The sequence below is a fragment of the Candidatus Stoquefichus sp. SB1 genome (assembly GCF_001244545.1).
In the GTDB taxonomy this organism is placed as follows: Bacteria; Bacillota_I; Bacilli_A; order Erysipelotrichales; family Coprobacillaceae; genus Stoquefichus.
The window spans coordinates 87,504-103,600 of record NZ_LN852692.1; the positions used below are offsets into that span (position 1 = coordinate 87,504).

Genomic DNA, 16,097 nt, shown 5'->3' on the forward strand with positions numbered 1-16,097 from the left:
GAAACCTTTATTGAGGTTTTGATGTATGGTAAAAAGAATATAGAAGGAGGGAAACTTATGGAAGAAAGTCTATATTCATTTGAAAATTTTAGTCATGAGCAAGCATTGATTCTTGGTGTAAAAGCTCAACAAATTGTCAAAGAGGAAAACTTAAAAGCTGTTGGTATAAGAATTGTTTATAAAGATTTGCTGGTTTTCCAATATTTGATGGATGGTAAAAAGGAGGATAATTGGTTAAAGCGAAAAGCAAAAACAGTATTGGATAGTGGCCATAGTTCTTATTATGTTTACTGTCATCAGGAAGATTATCAAACTTGGATGGATGATGAAAGTTATGCTATTTGTGGAGGAGGATATCCCATTATCGAAAATGGACAGTGTGTGGGTGCTATCTGTATTTCGGGATTAAAGCATGGGGATGATCATGAGTTAATTGTAAGAATATTAAAGGAAATGGAGGACGCAAGATGAAATTAGGAATTTTAGGGACAGGCATGATTGTTAAAGATTTATTAACAACAATCCATGAATTTCACTTTGAAAAAATGGCAATTTTAGGGACTAGTCAAACACAAAAAGAAACTGAAAATCTTGCTAAAGAGTATCAGATTGATCGTGTTTTCTATGATTATGAAGAATTATTAAATAGTGATATTGATACAATCTATGTGGCTTTACCTAATCATTTACATTTTGCATTTGCGAAAAAGGCACTCCTTTATAATAAGCATGTGATTATTGAAAAACCAATCACATCACATGCCTTGGAGTTAGAAGAGTTGATGGATATTGCTGCTCAACATCATGTGATGATATTTGAAGCAATGAATATTCATTATCTTCCAGCATTTCAATCATTAAAAGAAAATATTCATAAAGTGGGAAATATCAAGATTGTTAATTTTAATTATAGTCAATATTCATCTCGTTATGGTGCATTTTTAGAGGGGCATATTTTACCAGCCTTTGATTATCATAAATCTGGTGGTGCTCTGATGGATTTAAATGTTTATAATCTCAATGCTATTATGGGATTGTTTGGCGATCCTCAAGATAATCGCTATTTTGCAAATGTTGAAAAAGGGATTGATACCAGTGGAATGATGGTTTTAGATTATGGAAAATTCAAAGCTGTTTCAATTGGTGCTAAAGATTGTAAAGCTCCAGTCATTTCGACAATTCAAGGTGATCAGGGTGTGATTGTTATTGAAAAACCTGTGAATCAGATGATTGCATATAAGTTTATTGATAATCAGGGGCAAGAGACTTTATATGAGGATAATACGAATAAACATCGTTTGTATTATGAGTTTAAAGAATTTATTAGAATGATTGAAGAAAATGATACGGTAAAACAACAAGAGATGTTGAATTTAAGTTTACAAATATCAAAAGTTATGGAAAAAGGAAGAAAACAGGAAGGAGTTGTTTTTGATAATGATAGATCATAAATTAGTGATTGGATATATTGGTAATGGGAAAAGTGCAAATCGCTATCATTTACCATTTGTTATGCAAAGAAAAGATAAGTTTATTGTGAAGACTATTTTTGATATTCAGGTTAGACATGATGTGTGGGATGAGATTGAAGGCGTTCACTACACTGAAAATGTTGATGATATTTTAAATGATCCTGAAATTGATATGGTTGTTATTTGTACGACACATCATTTACATTATGAGTATGCTAAAAAGGTATTAAATGCTCATAAACATTGTTTAGTAGAGAAACCATTTATGGAAACAAGTGAACAGGCAAAAGAAATCTTTGCTTTAGCTGATCAATTTGGCTTATATTGTTCCGCATATCAAAATAGAAGATATGATAGTGATTTCTTGACTGTTCAAAAAGTGATTGAATCTGGGAAACTAGGAGATCTATTAGAAATAGAAATGCATTATGATTATTATCGTCCTGAAGTCCCTGAAAGTATTGATTATTTTGATCCCGCATTTTCATATTTATATGGACATGGCTGTCATACATTAGATCAAGTCATTAGTTATTTTGGAAAACCAGATGATGTTCATTATGATGTTCGTCAATTATTAGGAACAGGAAGAATGAATGATTATTTTGATATTGATATGTATTATGGAACATTAAAAATATCAGTGAAATCAAGTTATTTTAGAGTGAAAGAACGTCCAAGCTTTGTTGTTTATGGAAAGAAAGGGATGTTTGTCAAACAAACTAAAGATAGACAAGAAGAACATTTAAAGCTTTTCCATATGCCAACAAATGATGATTTTGGCTTAGATACACCTGATCATTTTGGTGTCTTAACATATTATGATGAACAAAATGTCTATCATGAAGAAAAGATTCCAACGATCAAAGGTGATTATGCAAGAGTCTATGATGGGATTTATGACTGTATTGTTCATGGAAAAGAACAAGTCATTAAACATGAACAAACTTTATTACAAATAGAAATGTTAGAAACAGGCGTAGGAGGATTAAAATAAGATGGAAAAGATGCAGAATCTTTTAAGCCGAATTGGTGAATGGAGTTCAAGAAATCGATATTTAGTTGCGATAAAAAATGCTTTTGAAATATATATGCCATTAATTATTATTGGTGCAATTGCAGTCTTATGGACAAATGTTATTGTCAATGATCAGACAGGATTGGGTGCAATTTGGCAACCAATCATGAATTTATCATTCTTAAATCCAGCTTTTAATGCGATTAACTTTTGTACAATGGGGATTATTGCATTAGGAATTACTTTTCTGGTTGGAAATGAACTTTCAAAGAGTTATCAATTAAGTTCTTCTTTTTGTGGATTTTTAGCTGTTGTTGCATGGGTTTCAATGTTAAACACATCAACAAGTATGATTAATTTACAAAATGAAACAATTACCATTTCAGGATTATTTTCAAGTGTATTAGGGACAGATGGTCTGTTTACTGGAATGGTTGTTGCAATATTGACAATAGAATTGTTTAGACTCTTTTATAAGGTTGATTGGTTAAAAATCAAATTACCTGAACAAGTTCCAGAAGGGGTATCTCGTTCTTTTGAATATTTATTACCAGCTTTTATAGTTTTGATTATAACATCTTTATTAAGTTTATTGATTCAAAAGACAACAGGTGTTTATATCAATGAATTAATCTTTAACTTAATTCAAAAACCATTAACATATGTTGGTGGATCATTACCAGGTATTTTATGTTTAACTTTAATCAGTGGTCTGTTTTGGACTGTTGGATTACATGGTGATAATATGATTGCTGGTGTGATTCAACCTATTACGTTAACACTTATGTTAGAAAATACAAATGCTGTTGAAGCAGGAAAAGCAGCAACAAATATTGTCAACTGGTCATTTTATCGAACTTTTTTAGCAACCGGTGGAACAGGTATGATTATCGGATTAACATTAGCTATCTTCCTTGTTTCTAAAAGAGCAGATAATCGTGCGATTGCAAAAGTTGCGATTATTCCAAACTTATTTAATATTGGTGAAATTAATATGTTTGGTGTTCCCGTTGTCTTAAATCCATTTTTAATTATTCCATTTATTTTATCACCACTCGTTGCAATGACATTTGGATATTTTATGACATATTTTGGATTGTGTCCTGTTATGTATGTTACAATGCCATGGACAATGCCACCATTTTTAATGGGATTCTTAGCTGCTGGGGGAAGTCTTATGGCAGGTATTACACAACTTCTAGCCATTGTATTATCAGTATTGATCTATATTCCATTTGTGAAGATGTATGAAAAAAATCAGAATAAAATGGATCAAGAAGTCCTTAATTCATAACAATTGTAAAAATCATTTACAATGATAAAGGATGAATTTTAGAAAATTGTAAACATAATTTCAATTGTGTTTAGCTGTCTTGAAAGAAATCAATTGATAGTTATAATGAGAATTGTCTAAAGGAGGAATTGACTATGAATGAAGTTTATCAAAGTTTATTAACACCTATTATTTATCAATGGGCAGCCACTCATGGAAATGCTAAAAAAGGAAGAAGTTCTTGTTCTCTTTGTTTTTGCAATGATCATTATCATGCATCAATTGATTTTCATAAAGACAATATTATTGAATTAAGAATTATTGATAAAGAGACACAAGAGAGTTTATTCTATTTGCATTTTCAAATGAAAGATATGAAAATGGCAACAGAGAATATCAATGCATTTTTTAGTTTTTTACAGGATAATCATACAAATGAATCCAATGTTTTATCAAATGTAGCAACGATGAAAGATGACTTAAGAATTCTGCTCAGTTGTACATCTGGTATAACAACATCATATTTTGCTTACTTGTTAGAAAATGCAATCAACAAATGTAACCACAACGTGATTGTAGATGCAGTAAGTTATACTGATTTAGATAATGTTCAAAGTCGTTATGATTTTATATTCTTAGCACCACAGATTTCTTATCAATATGCACAAATGAGAGAAAAATATGGAAATAAAGTCTTTATGATTGATTCATATGATTTTGCTACTGGAAATGTGGAACATGTTATTCAAGAATTAATTGAGGAGGAGAATGAAAGATGATAGGAACAATTGCAGCCGTTTTAACAACATTATCATTTGTGCCACAGGCATATCAAGTGATAAAAACAAAAGATACATCAGGAATTTCACTAGGAATGTATATAGCTTTTGTAGTAGGGGTATTTTTATGGATTATTCATGGCTGGAATATTCAGGATTATAACTTAATAGGAGCCAATGCCATTACATTTATCTTTGCTTCAATTATTTTAACTTATAAAATAAAGTATAAATAATGAAAAATTTATGTAAAGATGAATTTCGAGGAGAATCAGTTATGAATTTAAAAAAGATTATCTTCTTTGATATTGATGGGACAATCTATTCGCCATCTTCAAAAATGGTTTCAAAACATGTTAGGGATGCTATTCAAAAAACAATGCAGTTAGGACATCTTTGTTTTATCTCATCTGGTCGTCCGTATTCTTACCTTGATTCTACTATAAAAGAGATTGGCTTTGATGGCTATATCCTTGCAAGTGGGGCACATATTCAATATCAGAATAAAGATATTCAAATCAACGCTATTGAATCTGACATTGTTAATGAACTTTTGTTGCTACTTAAAAATAATCAAATAGAGTATGTTGTCCATACACCTTTTGCAAGTTATATGCATGAAACTTTTACTGCTCAATCAAATTTCTATAAAACAAATCAGGAATATCTTATGATCAGCAATGATATGATAGAAAAAGAGATTATGGATAAGGTTGTAAAACTTGAAGTTCATTATGATACAGCACAACATTTCCATTTATTAAAATCTTATTGTCAAATATTATCTTATGAAGTTTATCATGAAATAGATAGCATTGATTTCTTTAAAAAAGGACATTCAAAAGCCTCTGCAATTAAGAATCTTTTGAATGTTGTTGATGGACCTATAGAAAATACTTATTGTTTTGGCGATGGAGAAAATGATATAGAAATGTTTGATATCATTTCTTATCCTATTGCTATGGAAAATGCTATAGAAGAATTAAAAAAGAAAGCCAAAGAGATATGTAAGAGTGTTGATGAAGATGGGGTTGCCTATAAACTACAAGAATTATTTCAAATATGATTTTCAGGTATATTGATTGTTGAATTACAAAATATAAATAATCTACGAAGTTTATATGAGACTTTTCGTAGATTTTTTTATTTCCTAGTAAAAATTTCATTTACAAAAAAATAAACAAAATACTATAAATTTGCGAACAGTATTTGAAATTGGGTTTATCATATTTTCTTTTTGATATAAAGAAGATAAACTTGAGATGAAATAATAAAAGCAGATTATTTCAAAAAAGATATCTCAATATAAGAGCATGTCATAGGAAGAGAAATATGAAATGATGCATAGTGTTTATTATTGCTTTTCTTTTGAAATAAGTTCATAAACATGTTTTCTCCCAAAAAATATCTTAAAATGAATATTTCATATTTCTCTTATTCCATTCTTTTCTTATTGAGAATAAAACGAAAATAGACAAAGGAGTCATATTATGGAAATGCGAACAAAAGTGAAATTAAATAATTCAAATCAAATGCCAATTCTTGCATTAGGTGTATGGCAAAGTGGAAAACAAACAAAACAAGCTGTCCTTAGTGCTTTAAAGGCTGGATATCGTCATATTGATACAGCAGCAGCTTATGGCAATGAAGAAGCTGTTGGTGAAGCGATTAAAGAAAGTGGCATCGCCAGAGAGGAATTGTTTATTACAACAAAATTATGGAATGATGATGTACGTCTTGGTAAGACAAGAGAAGCATTGATGACAAGTTTAAACAAATTAGGTTTGGATTATGTCGATTTATATTTAATTCATTGGCCTGTAAATGGATATGTTGATGCTTACTTAGAAATGGAAAATCTAATGAAAGAGGGATATATTCGAAATATTGGTGTCTCTAACTTTAAGAAACATCATTTAGAAGACTTATTATCACAAGTTCATATTATCCCAGCAGTTGATCAAATGGAATTCAATCCACAAATGCAAGATCAAGAATTATATCAATTTTGTAAAGAAAACAGAATCATTTTAGAAGCCTGGTCACCATTAGGAAGTGGAGCTTGTCTACAAATTCCTGCGATTCAAATTATTGCTGAAAGATATCAGAAAACACCAGCGCAAATTATTTTAAGATGGTTATTACAAAAAGGAATTGTTATTCTTCCTAAATCAGTCCATGAAGAGAGAATTATTGAAAATGCAAATCTTTTTGATTTTCAATTACAAGATGAAGATATATGCTTAATGGATGCTTTAAATCAAAATTTAAGAACTGGACCAGATCCTGATCATTTTGATTTTTAGAGGGTCCTATGATGAAATTTAAAGACAGTTATTTGGCTTATTTGTTGATGTATTTATGTTATTTTTTATCATTAGCTTTATTTTCTGGACTTATTTCTATTTATTTGATGGATAAAGGATATATGGCATCACAAGTGAGTTTTGTTGTTTCATGTTCGTTTGTATTATCAATGGTTTTTCAGCCATTCATCGGTTATCTCAATGATCATTTTGCAGTCAAAAAAGTCAATGGCTTTTGTTTGTTTCTTTCGGCAATCCTGGGGATAAGTTTTATATGGATGACAAACATTTATCTGATTGCTTTGGTTTATAGTTTAGCCCTGGCTTTATTTAATGGAACCAATCCTGTCATTGAAAGAATGGCTACTTTTTCACGATTTACATATGGACATATTAGAATTTGGGGAACCATTGGATATGCTTTAGGATCACAAATAGGTGGTTTGATTTATCAGTATATATCACCTGAAAGTATGTATGTTTGTTTTTCGATTTCTTTACTTCTTTGTATTTTAGGAATATATGGTACAAGTGATATCAAAAGAAGTGAGAATACTCAATCACAACATAAAGGTTCATTGAAAGATGTTTTCCTTAATCAGCAATTGATTATGTATTTACTTGTTGCATCATTATTTTATGGAATAACAAATATCAATTCGACCTATTTACCAGCAATGTTTCAAAATGAAGGCATTGCGGTTGACAATGTTTCTACAATTATTTTCTTCATCACTTTATCTGAACTTCCAATCATATTTTTTTCACATAAATATATGGATCAACTGACAAATAAACAACTGATACTGGGTGTTATGAGTTTATTAATGATTCAATTTTTTACCTATAGTTTTGTTCATATTCAGACCATCCAGATTATCGTTGCAATATTGACCAAGGCTGTAGCAACAATGACATTTATTATGTTAAATATGAAAATTGTTGCATCACTTGTTGATGAAACACATCAAATGACAGCTTTAGCAATTGTTTCTACATTTAAGAATCTTGCTTCTATTTTGTTTCAAAGTGTAGGTGGATTTATTCTTGATTGTAGCAGTTATCAAACATTATTTACATTTTTATTAATAAGTTCAATTGTTACATTTTTGATTTGTTGTTTGATGAAATTACCTAAAGGAAGTGAAAAACGTTTGTTCCATTAAAAAATCCGAGTTATCTCGGATTTTCATTTTCATCTTCTTTAATGATATTCAGTGTTGAAAAACGACCATTTTCAATCATTCTAGAACTTTCTATTTTTAAATTTAAATTGTAATCATAGTTAAGCGCAAAAACACATGAGTAAATAACATTTAATAAATAGACAATGGCTGTATCAGTTGAATATGTAGAAATTTTTGAATACAGTTTTTCTCTTGTACATATCTTTAAGACACAATCTGATAAGCGTGCAGTTGTATTATCACCGATATTTGTAATGGCTATGATGGGAACTGAATTGGCTTTTAAAGCGCGAATACAACGATTTAAAATATCTGTTTCACCAGAATAAGAAACAATTAAAGCACAAGATGTTGGTTCACTTAAACAAGCATTAAAAACAATTTCACTTTGTAATGCATGAATTTCAACTCTTTTTTTGATTCTTGACATTTGATGCTTGAATTCTTGAGTAATCAGTAAATTATTACTTACTGCAAATAAATGAATACAATCAGATTTGCGAATGATTTGAATCGCTTTTTGTAGATCATCATGAGTAATAAGCGAAAGAGTATTATCAATTGATTCTTTTTCTAAGACAGCAATTTTTTGAGCTATATTCATAATTGTTTCATTACGCTTGAATGGTATATTGGCATCTACATCTGAGACTTGTGATTCTAAATATTCTGTTTCTTTTAAATAGGCTTGCTTCAATTCATTCCAACCATCAAAATTCATTTTATGAGCAATTCTGATGAGGGTTGATGGAGACGTATAGGTTGCTTCTGCGATCGCTTTAGCAGTCATATTAGCAATCTCTAATTTCTTTTCAAGAATATAATCAATAATAATACGTTCACTATTAGAAAAATCGCAGCGTTCTAAACGTTCAGTAATGAGCATCTCATATGCACCTCCTATTGCCTATTATATCATATGCCAAATGTAAATAACATTTGAAAAATGAATATTGAAAATGAAAAAAATTGTAAACGATATTTCAAATGGACTTATGAGTATTGTTGTTCTTTATTCATGGATATATATTGGATATATAAGGAGGAATCACTATGATTAATTTTGAATATCAAAATCCTACCAGAGTTGTTTTTGGAAAAGGATCAATTGATAAGTTAAGTAATGAAGTTTTAAATTTTGGGAATCGTGTTTTATTGGTTTATGGTGGAAATAGTATTAAGGATAATGGAACATATGATTGTATCATGACCCAATTGAAAAAACATTGTATTTCTGTTTTTGAGTTAGGAGGCGTTAAAGCTGCGACTCTTGATCGCGTGTATGAGGGGATTGAAATCTGTCAACATAATCAAGTTGAAGTGGTTATTGGAATAGGAGGAGGAACGTGTATTGATGTTGCTAAATCTATTGCTTTAGGAGCTGTTAATGATGTTGATATTTGGGATGTTTTAACAAGAAAAATTCCTTGGGAAGATCTCAATGTTTTACCCATTGGTGCTGTCGTAACAGTCGCAGGAAGTGGTAGTGAAATGGATGGCAATAGTGAAATTGATAATCCTGATACAGGTGTTCATGGCAGTATTGGTTCATTTATGAAAACATATCCTTCATTTGCGATTTTAGATCCAGAGTTAACATATTCTATTCCGTTTCAAAAGACGGCTTATCATGGTGCAGAAATTATGATTCAAGCTTTAGAACAGTATTTTTGTGAGACTCAAAATACTCCTATCCAAGATGGGTTTATTGAAGTCATTTGTAAAGTTGTGATGGAATCATTAAAAACATTGAAGAATGATTTAAAAGATTATAATGCCAGAAGTCAATTGATGTGGGCAAGTGCACTTGTGACCAATCGTATTTTAGGTCGTGGGAAAGGTGCGCCATGGATGGCAGGACCACTCAGTGGTATCATTGATGAAAAAGCAGGATTGAATTATACAACTGCAATTGCTATAACATTTCCTAAATATATGATGGTTTGTTATAAAGATCATTTATCATTATTTAAACAATTTGCAATTCAGGTTATGGGGGTTAGCCAAGAAGGAAAAACATGTTTGGAAGTTGCTTATGAAGGAGCGGCACAATTACAGGCATTCTTTGATGACATGGGATTAGCTCATTGTTTAAGAGATATGGATATGCCTTTTGAAACTTATCACGAATTCCAAAATGAAATAGACGAAGTCGCTAAAAGAGAAGTCATTTCAAAAGACGATTTACAAAAAATTGTTCAATTATCAATAGGAGGACAGTAAGATGCTATCAGATTCAAAATTAGGTTTTGGACTCATGCGTTTACCAAAGGACGATGAAGGCCATATTAAGCAGGCAGAAGTCAATCGCATGGTAGATGCTTTTATGAAAAAAGGTTTTCATTATTTTGACACAGCATATGCTTATGCTGGAAGTGAAGCAGCAATGAAAATTGCTCTGGTGGATCGTTATGAACGTACATCATTTACAATTGCTGATAAATTACCTGCCTGGAAATTAAAGAGTCAGGATGATGTTGAAAGAATATTTCAAGAATCATTATCATTATGTGGTGTTGATTATTTTGATTTCTATTTACTTCATAGTGTAGAAGAAAGTCATTATCCAACTTATGAAAAATATCATTGTTTTGAATTTATTTCAGAGATGAAAAAACAAGGAAAAATTAAGCATATTGGTTTTTCATTCCATGATAGTGCTGAATTTTTAGATAAAGTATTAACAAAACATCCTGAAATAGACTTTGTACAACTCCAATTAAATTATTTAGATTGGGAAAATGGTGTGATTCAATCACGTAAGAATTATGAAGTTGCAAGAAAACATCATAAACCCATTGTTGTTATGGAACCTATTAAAGGTGGAACTTTAGCAGCCTTTCCAACAGAAGTAGAAGCTATTTTAAAAGATTATCATCCTGACAATTCGATTGCTTCATGGGCATTACGATATATTGGCTCTCAAGATGGAATTATGACAATTCTTTCAGGCATGTCCAATGAAGAACAAATGAATGATAATTTATCAACAATGTCAGACTTTAAACCTCTCAACACTGAAGAATATGAACGTATTGAAAAAGTAACAAAAAAGATATTATCTTTCCCAACAATTCCTTGTACGGCTTGTCGCTATTGTGTTCCTGGATGTCCAATGAAGATCAATATTCCAGATTTATTTACAGCTTATAATAGTGCCAAAACATATGGAACAAACAGGAGATATGATACTTATTATCAGAATCATTCTTCTGGAGAGAATCAACCAGCAAGTGCATGTATTGAATGTGGACAATGTGAAGGTGTCTGTCCACAACATCTTTCTATTATTGATTATTTGAAAGAAGTATCAAAGGAGTTTGATCAATAATGAAGTTAATGATTGCTATTATTAATCATGAAGATACTGAAAATGTTGAAAAACATTTAAGAGAGGCTCATATTTATTTAACCAAAATTGCAAGTGTTGGTGGATTTTTAGAGAAAGGAAATACAACTTTATTAATCGGAACTGATAGAGTTGATGAAGTTGTTGGTATCATTTCAAAATATTCTCAAAAAAGAAAAATAAAAAAACCAATAATTCCATTCAATGAATTTGCCTCATTAACTCCCCAATATATAGAAGTCGAAGTTGGTGGAGCAACACTATTTATATTAGAGTTGCAGGAATTTAGAAAAATTTAGTTTATGATATTGAATTTGAAACTGGGATATCATTCCAGTTTTTCTTTGTGAAATGATATATTCATGTTTATAGTAAATAAGAGGAGGACATTATGATAAATCAAGAAGATCGTATTGATATAGTTGGTGCATCTGAAAATAATTTAAAACATATATCTTTATCTTTACCAAAAGAGAAACTGATTGTTTTTGCTGGCGTTTCTGGCTCAGGGAAAAGTTCTTTAGCGTTTGACACGATTGCAGTTGAAAGTCATCGTCAATGGCAAGCCTCCTATCCATTGTTTATTAGAAATAGGATGCCTCGTTATGAACGACCAGCGATTGATTATATTCTTCATTTAACACCAACTATCGTTGTGAATCAAAAAGGAATTGGACATAATACACGTTCAACAGTGGGGACGGTCAGCGATATTGCACCTTTGATGAGACTGTTGTTTTCAAGAGTCGGAGAACCAAGTGCAGGAGGTGCAACTGCCTATTCTTTTAATCATCCTTTAGGTATGTGTCCTCACTGTTTAGGTTTGGGAGAAGAATTACAAATTGATGAAGAGAAGTTCTTTGATTTGAATCAATCTATTTTGAGTGGAGCAATTTTGTTTAGTCAATTTTCTGGTTCAAGCTGGCAAACAAGATTATATACAAATTGTCCATTGTTAGATCCAAATAAAAAATTAAAAGATTATAGTCATGAAGAATGGCATATTTTATGTTATCAGGAAAAGGGGGCAACGCAAGTTCCTTTTTATAGTGAAAATACTGGTGATGTCACATATTCACAATATGAGGGAGTCATCACACGTTTTAAAAGATTATACCTGAATCGTGATATTACCAAACTGAAAAAATCGCTTCAAGAAGAAATTATGACATTTGTCCATAAGACACCGTGTTCACATTGTCATGGGATAGGGTTGAATCCCAAGGCACTTGCATCAAAAATCAATGGTTATAATATTGCTGAATTTTATCAAATGCAAGTTTCAGATTTGGTTAAGATTCTTCAAGACATCACAAACCCATTAGGAAAAGCAATTGCAAAACAGATTACGGATTCTTTAAAGCATATGGTTGCAGTGGGACTAGGCTATTTGTCTTTATCAAGGAGAACGGATACTCTGTCAGGTGGAGAAACGCAAAGACTTAAAATGGTGAAACATTTAGGGAGTCAATTAAGTAATATCACTTATATATTTGATGAGCCAACAGCAGGATTGCATCCAGAAGATGCAAGAAAAATTGGACAACTGTTATTAGAGTTAAGAGATAGATATAATACAGTGATTGTTGTTGAACATAATCGTGACATGATTGAACTGGCTGATCATATTGTTGAACTTGGTCCTCGTGCTGGCATTCATGGTGGAGAAGTTGTTTTCCAAGGCTCTTTGCAGGAATTGAAAAAGCAAAAAACATTAACTGCATTGTCTTTAAAAGAAACAATAAAAATAAAGACATCACCGCGAAAATGGCATGATGGATTTGAAATTAAAAATGCTTCTCTCCATAATTTAAAAAATGTAAGTGTGACGATTCCTAAAGCTATCATGACAGCTATAACTGGAGTTGCAGGTTCTGGCAAAAGTACTCTTATGACCAATGTGTTTTTACAACAATATCCTGAGGCTATTGTTGTGAGTCAAAAAGCAATCAGTACATCTTCACGTTCCACCATTGCAACTTATACAGGAATTATGGATGAAATCAGAAAATTGTTTGCTAAAGAAAACAATGTCGGGCCCGAGTGGTTTAGTTTTAATTCTAAAGGTGCTTGTCCAATCTGTAAAGGAAAGGGAGAAATCACACCAGATGTAGCATTTGCTGATCCTGTTGCGATTTTGTGTGAAGAGTGTCAAGGTCAAAAATATAATCCAACAGCACTTCGTTATACATATCAGGATAAAAATATTGTTGAGGTTATGGAATTAACCGTTTTACAGGCTTTAGATTTTTTTACATCAACTAAAATCAAAAATGGATTAAAAAAACTTGTTGATGTTGGTTTGGGATATATGACATTAGGACAAACAACCAATACTTTGTCCGGTGGCGAAAATCAGCGTTTAAAATTAGCAAATGAATTAAATAAAGAAGGAAATACTTATATTTTAGATGAACCAGCAACTGGTTTGCATGAGCAAGATGTTCATCAATTATCTCGTTTACTAGATGATTTTGTAGAAAGAGGAAATACGGTTGTTATTATTGAACATCGTTTGGAATTAATCAGTCAGGCAGATTGGATTATTGATATGGGTCCAGCCGGTGGACATCATGGAGGACAAGTCTTATTTGAAGGAATACCAGAGGATTTATTGAAAGTTCATAATTCTATGACAGCCAAACATTTATTAATGAATATTGAAAATGTGAGTGATTAGAAGTTATTATAAGAATGATAAGAAAAATAAGGTTTACAGTAAAAGATGTTAATTCATTGTTTAGATAATATGAAGAATTCTCATGTCTTAAAAAATCAAATATTTTCTGAGTTGTAACATTGTTACAACTTTTTTTATACAGATATATGTGAGTGTATAAAATATTATGAAACAATGATAAAAGAAGCTACTTATGAGATAGAGTTCAAATAAGTTTTACTTATGAATACCATTAGTAACTCAAATTGTTGAAAAAGAAAGGATTGTTTATAATAACATTAGAAAAGAACAAGGAGGATATAAAGTATGAATGATTTTCAATTTCAAAACACAACAAAAGTTTATTTTGGTAAAAATCAATTAAGTCACTTACATGAAGAAGTTTTAAAATATGGTGATAAGGTTTTGGTTGCGCATGGTGGGAATTTTATTAAGAATTCGCCATTATATCAAAAAGTTATTGATGAATTAGAATCAAATGGTGTACAAGTTTTTGAATTAGGAGCAGTTGAACCGAATCCACGACATACAACAGTGAACAATGGTGTTGCGATATGTAAAGATAATGGTATTCAAACAACTTTAGCGATTGGAGGAGGTTCAACAATTGATTGCTGTAAAGCCATTGCAGCCACAACTTTGTCAGAAAGTGATAATATTTGGGATTTGGTTGAAGGCAAAGTTACATGGGATAAAGCATTAGCTGTCATTGCGATGCCAACCATTGCATCGACTGGAAGTGAAATGGATAAATCATGTGTGATTGCAAATGTGGAATTAGGAATAAAGAGTGGTATTAATGGAGAAGCGATACGTCCTAAAGCAGCTTTTCTAGATCCAACAAATACATTCACAGTTCCAGCAAGACAAACAGCTTGTGGTGGGTATGATATTATGGCTCATTTGTTCGATATGAATTATTTTGTCAACGCTCCAAAATATCCATTACAATTCAATGTTGTCGAAACATTGCTGAAAACCGTACGCAATCAGTTACCAATCGCAATCAAGGAACCAGAAAATTATGAAGCCAGAGCTACGATGCTTTGGGCAGCCAGTTGGGCATTAAATAGTTTCTGTACTTCTGGTTTCAAGACACAAGCTTCATTACATGCTTTAGAACAGTTCTCATCAACTTTAGATTTAACACATGGATTAGGGTTAGCAATCCTAACACCTAAATGGATGAAATATTTGTTGGATAGAGATGAAAGTGTGGCTGATGATTTTGCAAGATTTGCTGTTAATGTCATGGGTGTAGCTGATAATGAGGATAAAGTGAGTGTTGCTAATCTTGGAATAGAAGCATTGCAGACGTTTATTAAAGATGAACTTGGTTTACCTGTTCATCTATCTGAAATGGGTATTAAGTCTTTACCAATTGATGAGATGGTTGAAAAAGCAACCCATGGTGCAGATTCATTGCCACATGCTTATCGTGTTTTAACAAAAGAAGATTGTGCACGTATTTATCATATGTGCTTATAAAAAGAAAATGAGTCACAAAAGGAGGATCAGGTTATGAAGAATTTAATTGTATATTTTTCACATGATAAAGAGAATTATGTGAATGGTGATATCAAAGTTTTAGAGACAGGTAATACCAAAGTTGTTGCATTAAAGTTACAGGAAATCATTGGTGGTGATTTATTTGAAATCAAACCATTACATGAGTATCCCTATGTTTATCGTGAATGTACTGATTTGGCACAAAAGGAACTTCGTGAAAATGCCAGACCAAAAATTCAAAATCTTGTTTCACATTTTGAAGATTATGACAATATTTATTTAGGATATCCCAATTGGTGGTCAACAATGCCAATGTGTGTATGGACATTTTTAGAAAGTTATGATTTTAAGTCAAAAAATATTTATCCTTTCTGTACTCATGAAGGAAGCGGTATGGGAAAGAGTGAAAAGGATATTCAAAGGCTATGTCCAAAGAGTCATGTTTTTAAAGGATTAGCAATTCAAGGAAGTCAAGTGTTCAACAGTGATGAAAAAATCAAATCATGGGTAAAGGAGAAATAGTC

16 protein-coding genes are annotated in these 16,097 nt (G+C 31.4%); 15 read left to right on the top strand and 1 reads right to left on the bottom strand.

Annotated features, from left to right (window positions below):
• Positions 1 to 57 precede the first annotated feature (57 nt).
• The 9 genes from BN1865_RS00470 (at position 58) to BN1865_RS00510 (ending at position 8,014) form a co-directional block, all read left to right on the top strand.
• Entirely contained in the window at positions 58 to 471 is a 414-nt protein-coding gene (locus BN1865_RS00470) for a heme-binding protein (protein WP_102134051.1), read from the top strand.
• The gene (locus BN1865_RS00475; protein WP_050635307.1) at positions 468 to 1,451 is read left to right on the top strand and encodes a Gfo/Idh/MocA family protein; all 984 of its coding nucleotides are present in this window, start codon (positions 468 to 470) and stop codon (positions 1,449 to 1,451) included. The genes BN1865_RS00470 and BN1865_RS00475 overlap by 4 nt, the downstream gene beginning before the upstream one ends.
• Positions 1,438 to 2,469 carry a Gfo/Idh/MocA family oxidoreductase gene (locus BN1865_RS00480; protein ID WP_050635308.1) on the top strand — a complete coding sequence of 344 codons (1,032 nt, stop codon included), beginning with the start codon at positions 1,438 to 1,440 and terminating at the stop codon, positions 2,467 to 2,469. The genes BN1865_RS00475 and BN1865_RS00480 overlap by 14 nt, the downstream gene beginning before the upstream one ends.
• A gap of 1 nt (position 2,470) precedes the next feature.
• Positions 2,471 to 3,784 (top strand): PTS sugar transporter subunit IIC, encoded by a 1,314-nt coding sequence (locus BN1865_RS00485; protein WP_050635309.1) that lies wholly within the window; start codon positions 2,471 to 2,473, stop codon positions 3,782 to 3,784.
• Between the two features lie 134 nt (positions 3,785 to 3,918).
• Positions 3,919 to 4,542 carry a PTS sugar transporter subunit IIB gene (locus BN1865_RS00490; protein WP_050635310.1) on the top strand — a complete coding sequence of 208 codons (624 nt, stop codon included), beginning with the start codon at positions 3,919 to 3,921 and terminating at the stop codon, positions 4,540 to 4,542.
• A complete protein-coding gene (locus BN1865_RS00495; RefSeq protein ID WP_050635311.1) occupies positions 4,539 to 4,778 on the top strand; it encodes a SemiSWEET transporter in 240 nt (79 codons plus the stop codon). Before BN1865_RS00490 ends, BN1865_RS00495 begins: the two co-directional genes overlap by 4 nt.
• Before the next feature lie 41 nt (positions 4,779 to 4,819).
• Positions 4,820 to 5,608, top strand: a complete 789-nt coding sequence (locus tag BN1865_RS00500; RefSeq protein ID WP_050635312.1) for a Cof-type HAD-IIB family hydrolase — start codon at positions 4,820 to 4,822, stop codon at positions 5,606 to 5,608.
• A gap of 424 nt (positions 5,609 to 6,032) precedes the next feature.
• A complete protein-coding gene (locus BN1865_RS00505; protein ID WP_050635313.1) occupies positions 6,033 to 6,848 on the top strand; it encodes an aldo/keto reductase in 816 nt (271 codons plus the stop codon).
• Positions 6,849 to 6,856: 8 nt separating this feature from the next.
• On the top strand, positions 6,857 to 8,014 hold the full coding sequence (locus BN1865_RS00510; RefSeq protein WP_232780286.1) for an MFS transporter: 1,158 nt from the start codon (positions 6,857 to 6,859) through the stop codon (positions 8,012 to 8,014).
• Between the two features lie 10 nt (positions 8,015 to 8,024).
• On the opposite strand, the gene BN1865_RS00515 is transcribed toward BN1865_RS00510, so the two are convergent.
• Complete coding sequence (locus tag BN1865_RS00515; RefSeq protein WP_050635314.1) at positions 8,025 to 8,921, bottom strand: MurR/RpiR family transcriptional regulator; 897 nt, start codon at positions 8,919 to 8,921, stop codon at positions 8,025 to 8,027.
• A 167-nt stretch (positions 8,922 to 9,088) separates the two neighbouring features.
• Here BN1865_RS00515 and BN1865_RS00520 point away from each other — a divergent pair, with 167 nt between their 5' ends.
• From BN1865_RS00520 to BN1865_RS00545, 6 genes are all read left to right on the top strand, one after another.
• Complete coding sequence (locus BN1865_RS00520) at positions 9,089 to 10,258, top strand: iron-containing alcohol dehydrogenase (RefSeq protein ID WP_050635315.1); 1,170 nt, start codon at positions 9,089 to 9,091, stop codon at positions 10,256 to 10,258.
• A gap of 1 nt (position 10,259) precedes the next feature.
• A complete protein-coding gene (locus tag BN1865_RS00525; protein WP_050635316.1) occupies positions 10,260 to 11,366 on the top strand; it encodes an aldo/keto reductase in 1,107 nt (368 codons plus the stop codon).
• Entirely contained in the window at positions 11,366 to 11,683 is a 318-nt protein-coding gene (locus tag BN1865_RS00530) for a cyclic-di-AMP receptor (protein ID WP_050635317.1), read from the top strand. Before BN1865_RS00525 ends, BN1865_RS00530 begins: the two co-directional genes overlap by 1 nt.
• A 92-nt stretch (positions 11,684 to 11,775) precedes the next feature.
• Positions 11,776 to 14,064, top strand: a complete 2,289-nt coding sequence (locus BN1865_RS00535) for an ATP-binding cassette domain-containing protein (RefSeq protein ID WP_050635318.1) — start codon at positions 11,776 to 11,778, stop codon at positions 14,062 to 14,064.
• Positions 14,065 to 14,370: 306 nt separating this feature from the next.
• The gene (locus BN1865_RS00540; protein WP_050635319.1) at positions 14,371 to 15,552 is read left to right on the top strand and encodes an iron-containing alcohol dehydrogenase; all 1,182 of its coding nucleotides are present in this window, start codon (positions 14,371 to 14,373) and stop codon (positions 15,550 to 15,552) included.
• Between the two features lie 33 nt (positions 15,553 to 15,585).
• On the top strand, positions 15,586 to 16,095 hold the full coding sequence (locus BN1865_RS00545) for a flavodoxin (RefSeq protein ID WP_050635320.1): 510 nt from the start codon (positions 15,586 to 15,588) through the stop codon (positions 16,093 to 16,095).
• The last annotated feature ends 2 nt before the right edge of the window (positions 16,096 to 16,097 follow it).

What these genes read in the sequence shown, in the direction of transcription:
- BN1865_RS00485 (WP_050635309.1), top strand. Translation starts at nt 2,471, where the DNA reads ATGGAAAAGATGCAGAATCTTTTAAGCCGAATTGGTGAATGGAGTTCA.
- BN1865_RS00470 (WP_102134051.1), top strand. Translation starts at nt 58, where the DNA reads ATGGAAGAAAGTCTATATTCATTTGAAAATTTTAGTCATGAGCAAGCA.
- BN1865_RS00545 (WP_050635320.1), top strand. Translation starts at nt 15,586, where the DNA reads ATGAAGAATTTAATTGTATATTTTTCACATGATAAAGAGAATTATGTG.
- BN1865_RS00480 (WP_050635308.1), top strand. Translation starts at nt 1,438, where the DNA reads ATGATAGATCATAAATTAGTGATTGGATATATTGGTAATGGGAAAAGT.
- BN1865_RS00540 (WP_050635319.1), top strand. Translation starts at nt 14,371, where the DNA reads ATGAATGATTTTCAATTTCAAAACACAACAAAAGTTTATTTTGGTAAA.
- BN1865_RS00505 (WP_050635313.1), top strand. Translation starts at nt 6,033, where the DNA reads ATGGAAATGCGAACAAAAGTGAAATTAAATAATTCAAATCAAATGCCA.
- BN1865_RS00500 (WP_050635312.1), top strand. Translation starts at nt 4,820, where the DNA reads ATGAATTTAAAAAAGATTATCTTCTTTGATATTGATGGGACAATCTAT.
- BN1865_RS00475 (WP_050635307.1), top strand. Translation starts at nt 468, where the DNA reads ATGAAATTAGGAATTTTAGGGACAGGCATGATTGTTAAAGATTTATTA.
- BN1865_RS00520 (WP_050635315.1), top strand. Translation starts at nt 9,089, where the DNA reads ATGATTAATTTTGAATATCAAAATCCTACCAGAGTTGTTTTTGGAAAA.
- BN1865_RS00515 (WP_050635314.1), bottom strand. Translation starts at nt 8,921, where the DNA reads ATGCTCATTACTGAACGTTTAGAACGCTGCGATTTTTCTAATAGTGAA.
- BN1865_RS00495 (WP_050635311.1), top strand. Translation starts at nt 4,539, where the DNA reads ATGATAGGAACAATTGCAGCCGTTTTAACAACATTATCATTTGTGCCA.
- BN1865_RS00490 (WP_050635310.1), top strand. Translation starts at nt 3,919, where the DNA reads ATGAATGAAGTTTATCAAAGTTTATTAACACCTATTATTTATCAATGG.
- BN1865_RS00510 (WP_232780286.1), top strand. Translation starts at nt 6,857, where the DNA reads ATGATGAAATTTAAAGACAGTTATTTGGCTTATTTGTTGATGTATTTA.
- BN1865_RS00530 (WP_050635317.1), top strand. Translation starts at nt 11,366, where the DNA reads ATGAAGTTAATGATTGCTATTATTAATCATGAAGATACTGAAAATGTT.
- BN1865_RS00525 (WP_050635316.1), top strand. Translation starts at nt 10,260, where the DNA reads ATGCTATCAGATTCAAAATTAGGTTTTGGACTCATGCGTTTACCAAAG.
- BN1865_RS00535 (WP_050635318.1), top strand. Translation starts at nt 11,776, where the DNA reads ATGATAAATCAAGAAGATCGTATTGATATAGTTGGTGCATCTGAAAAT.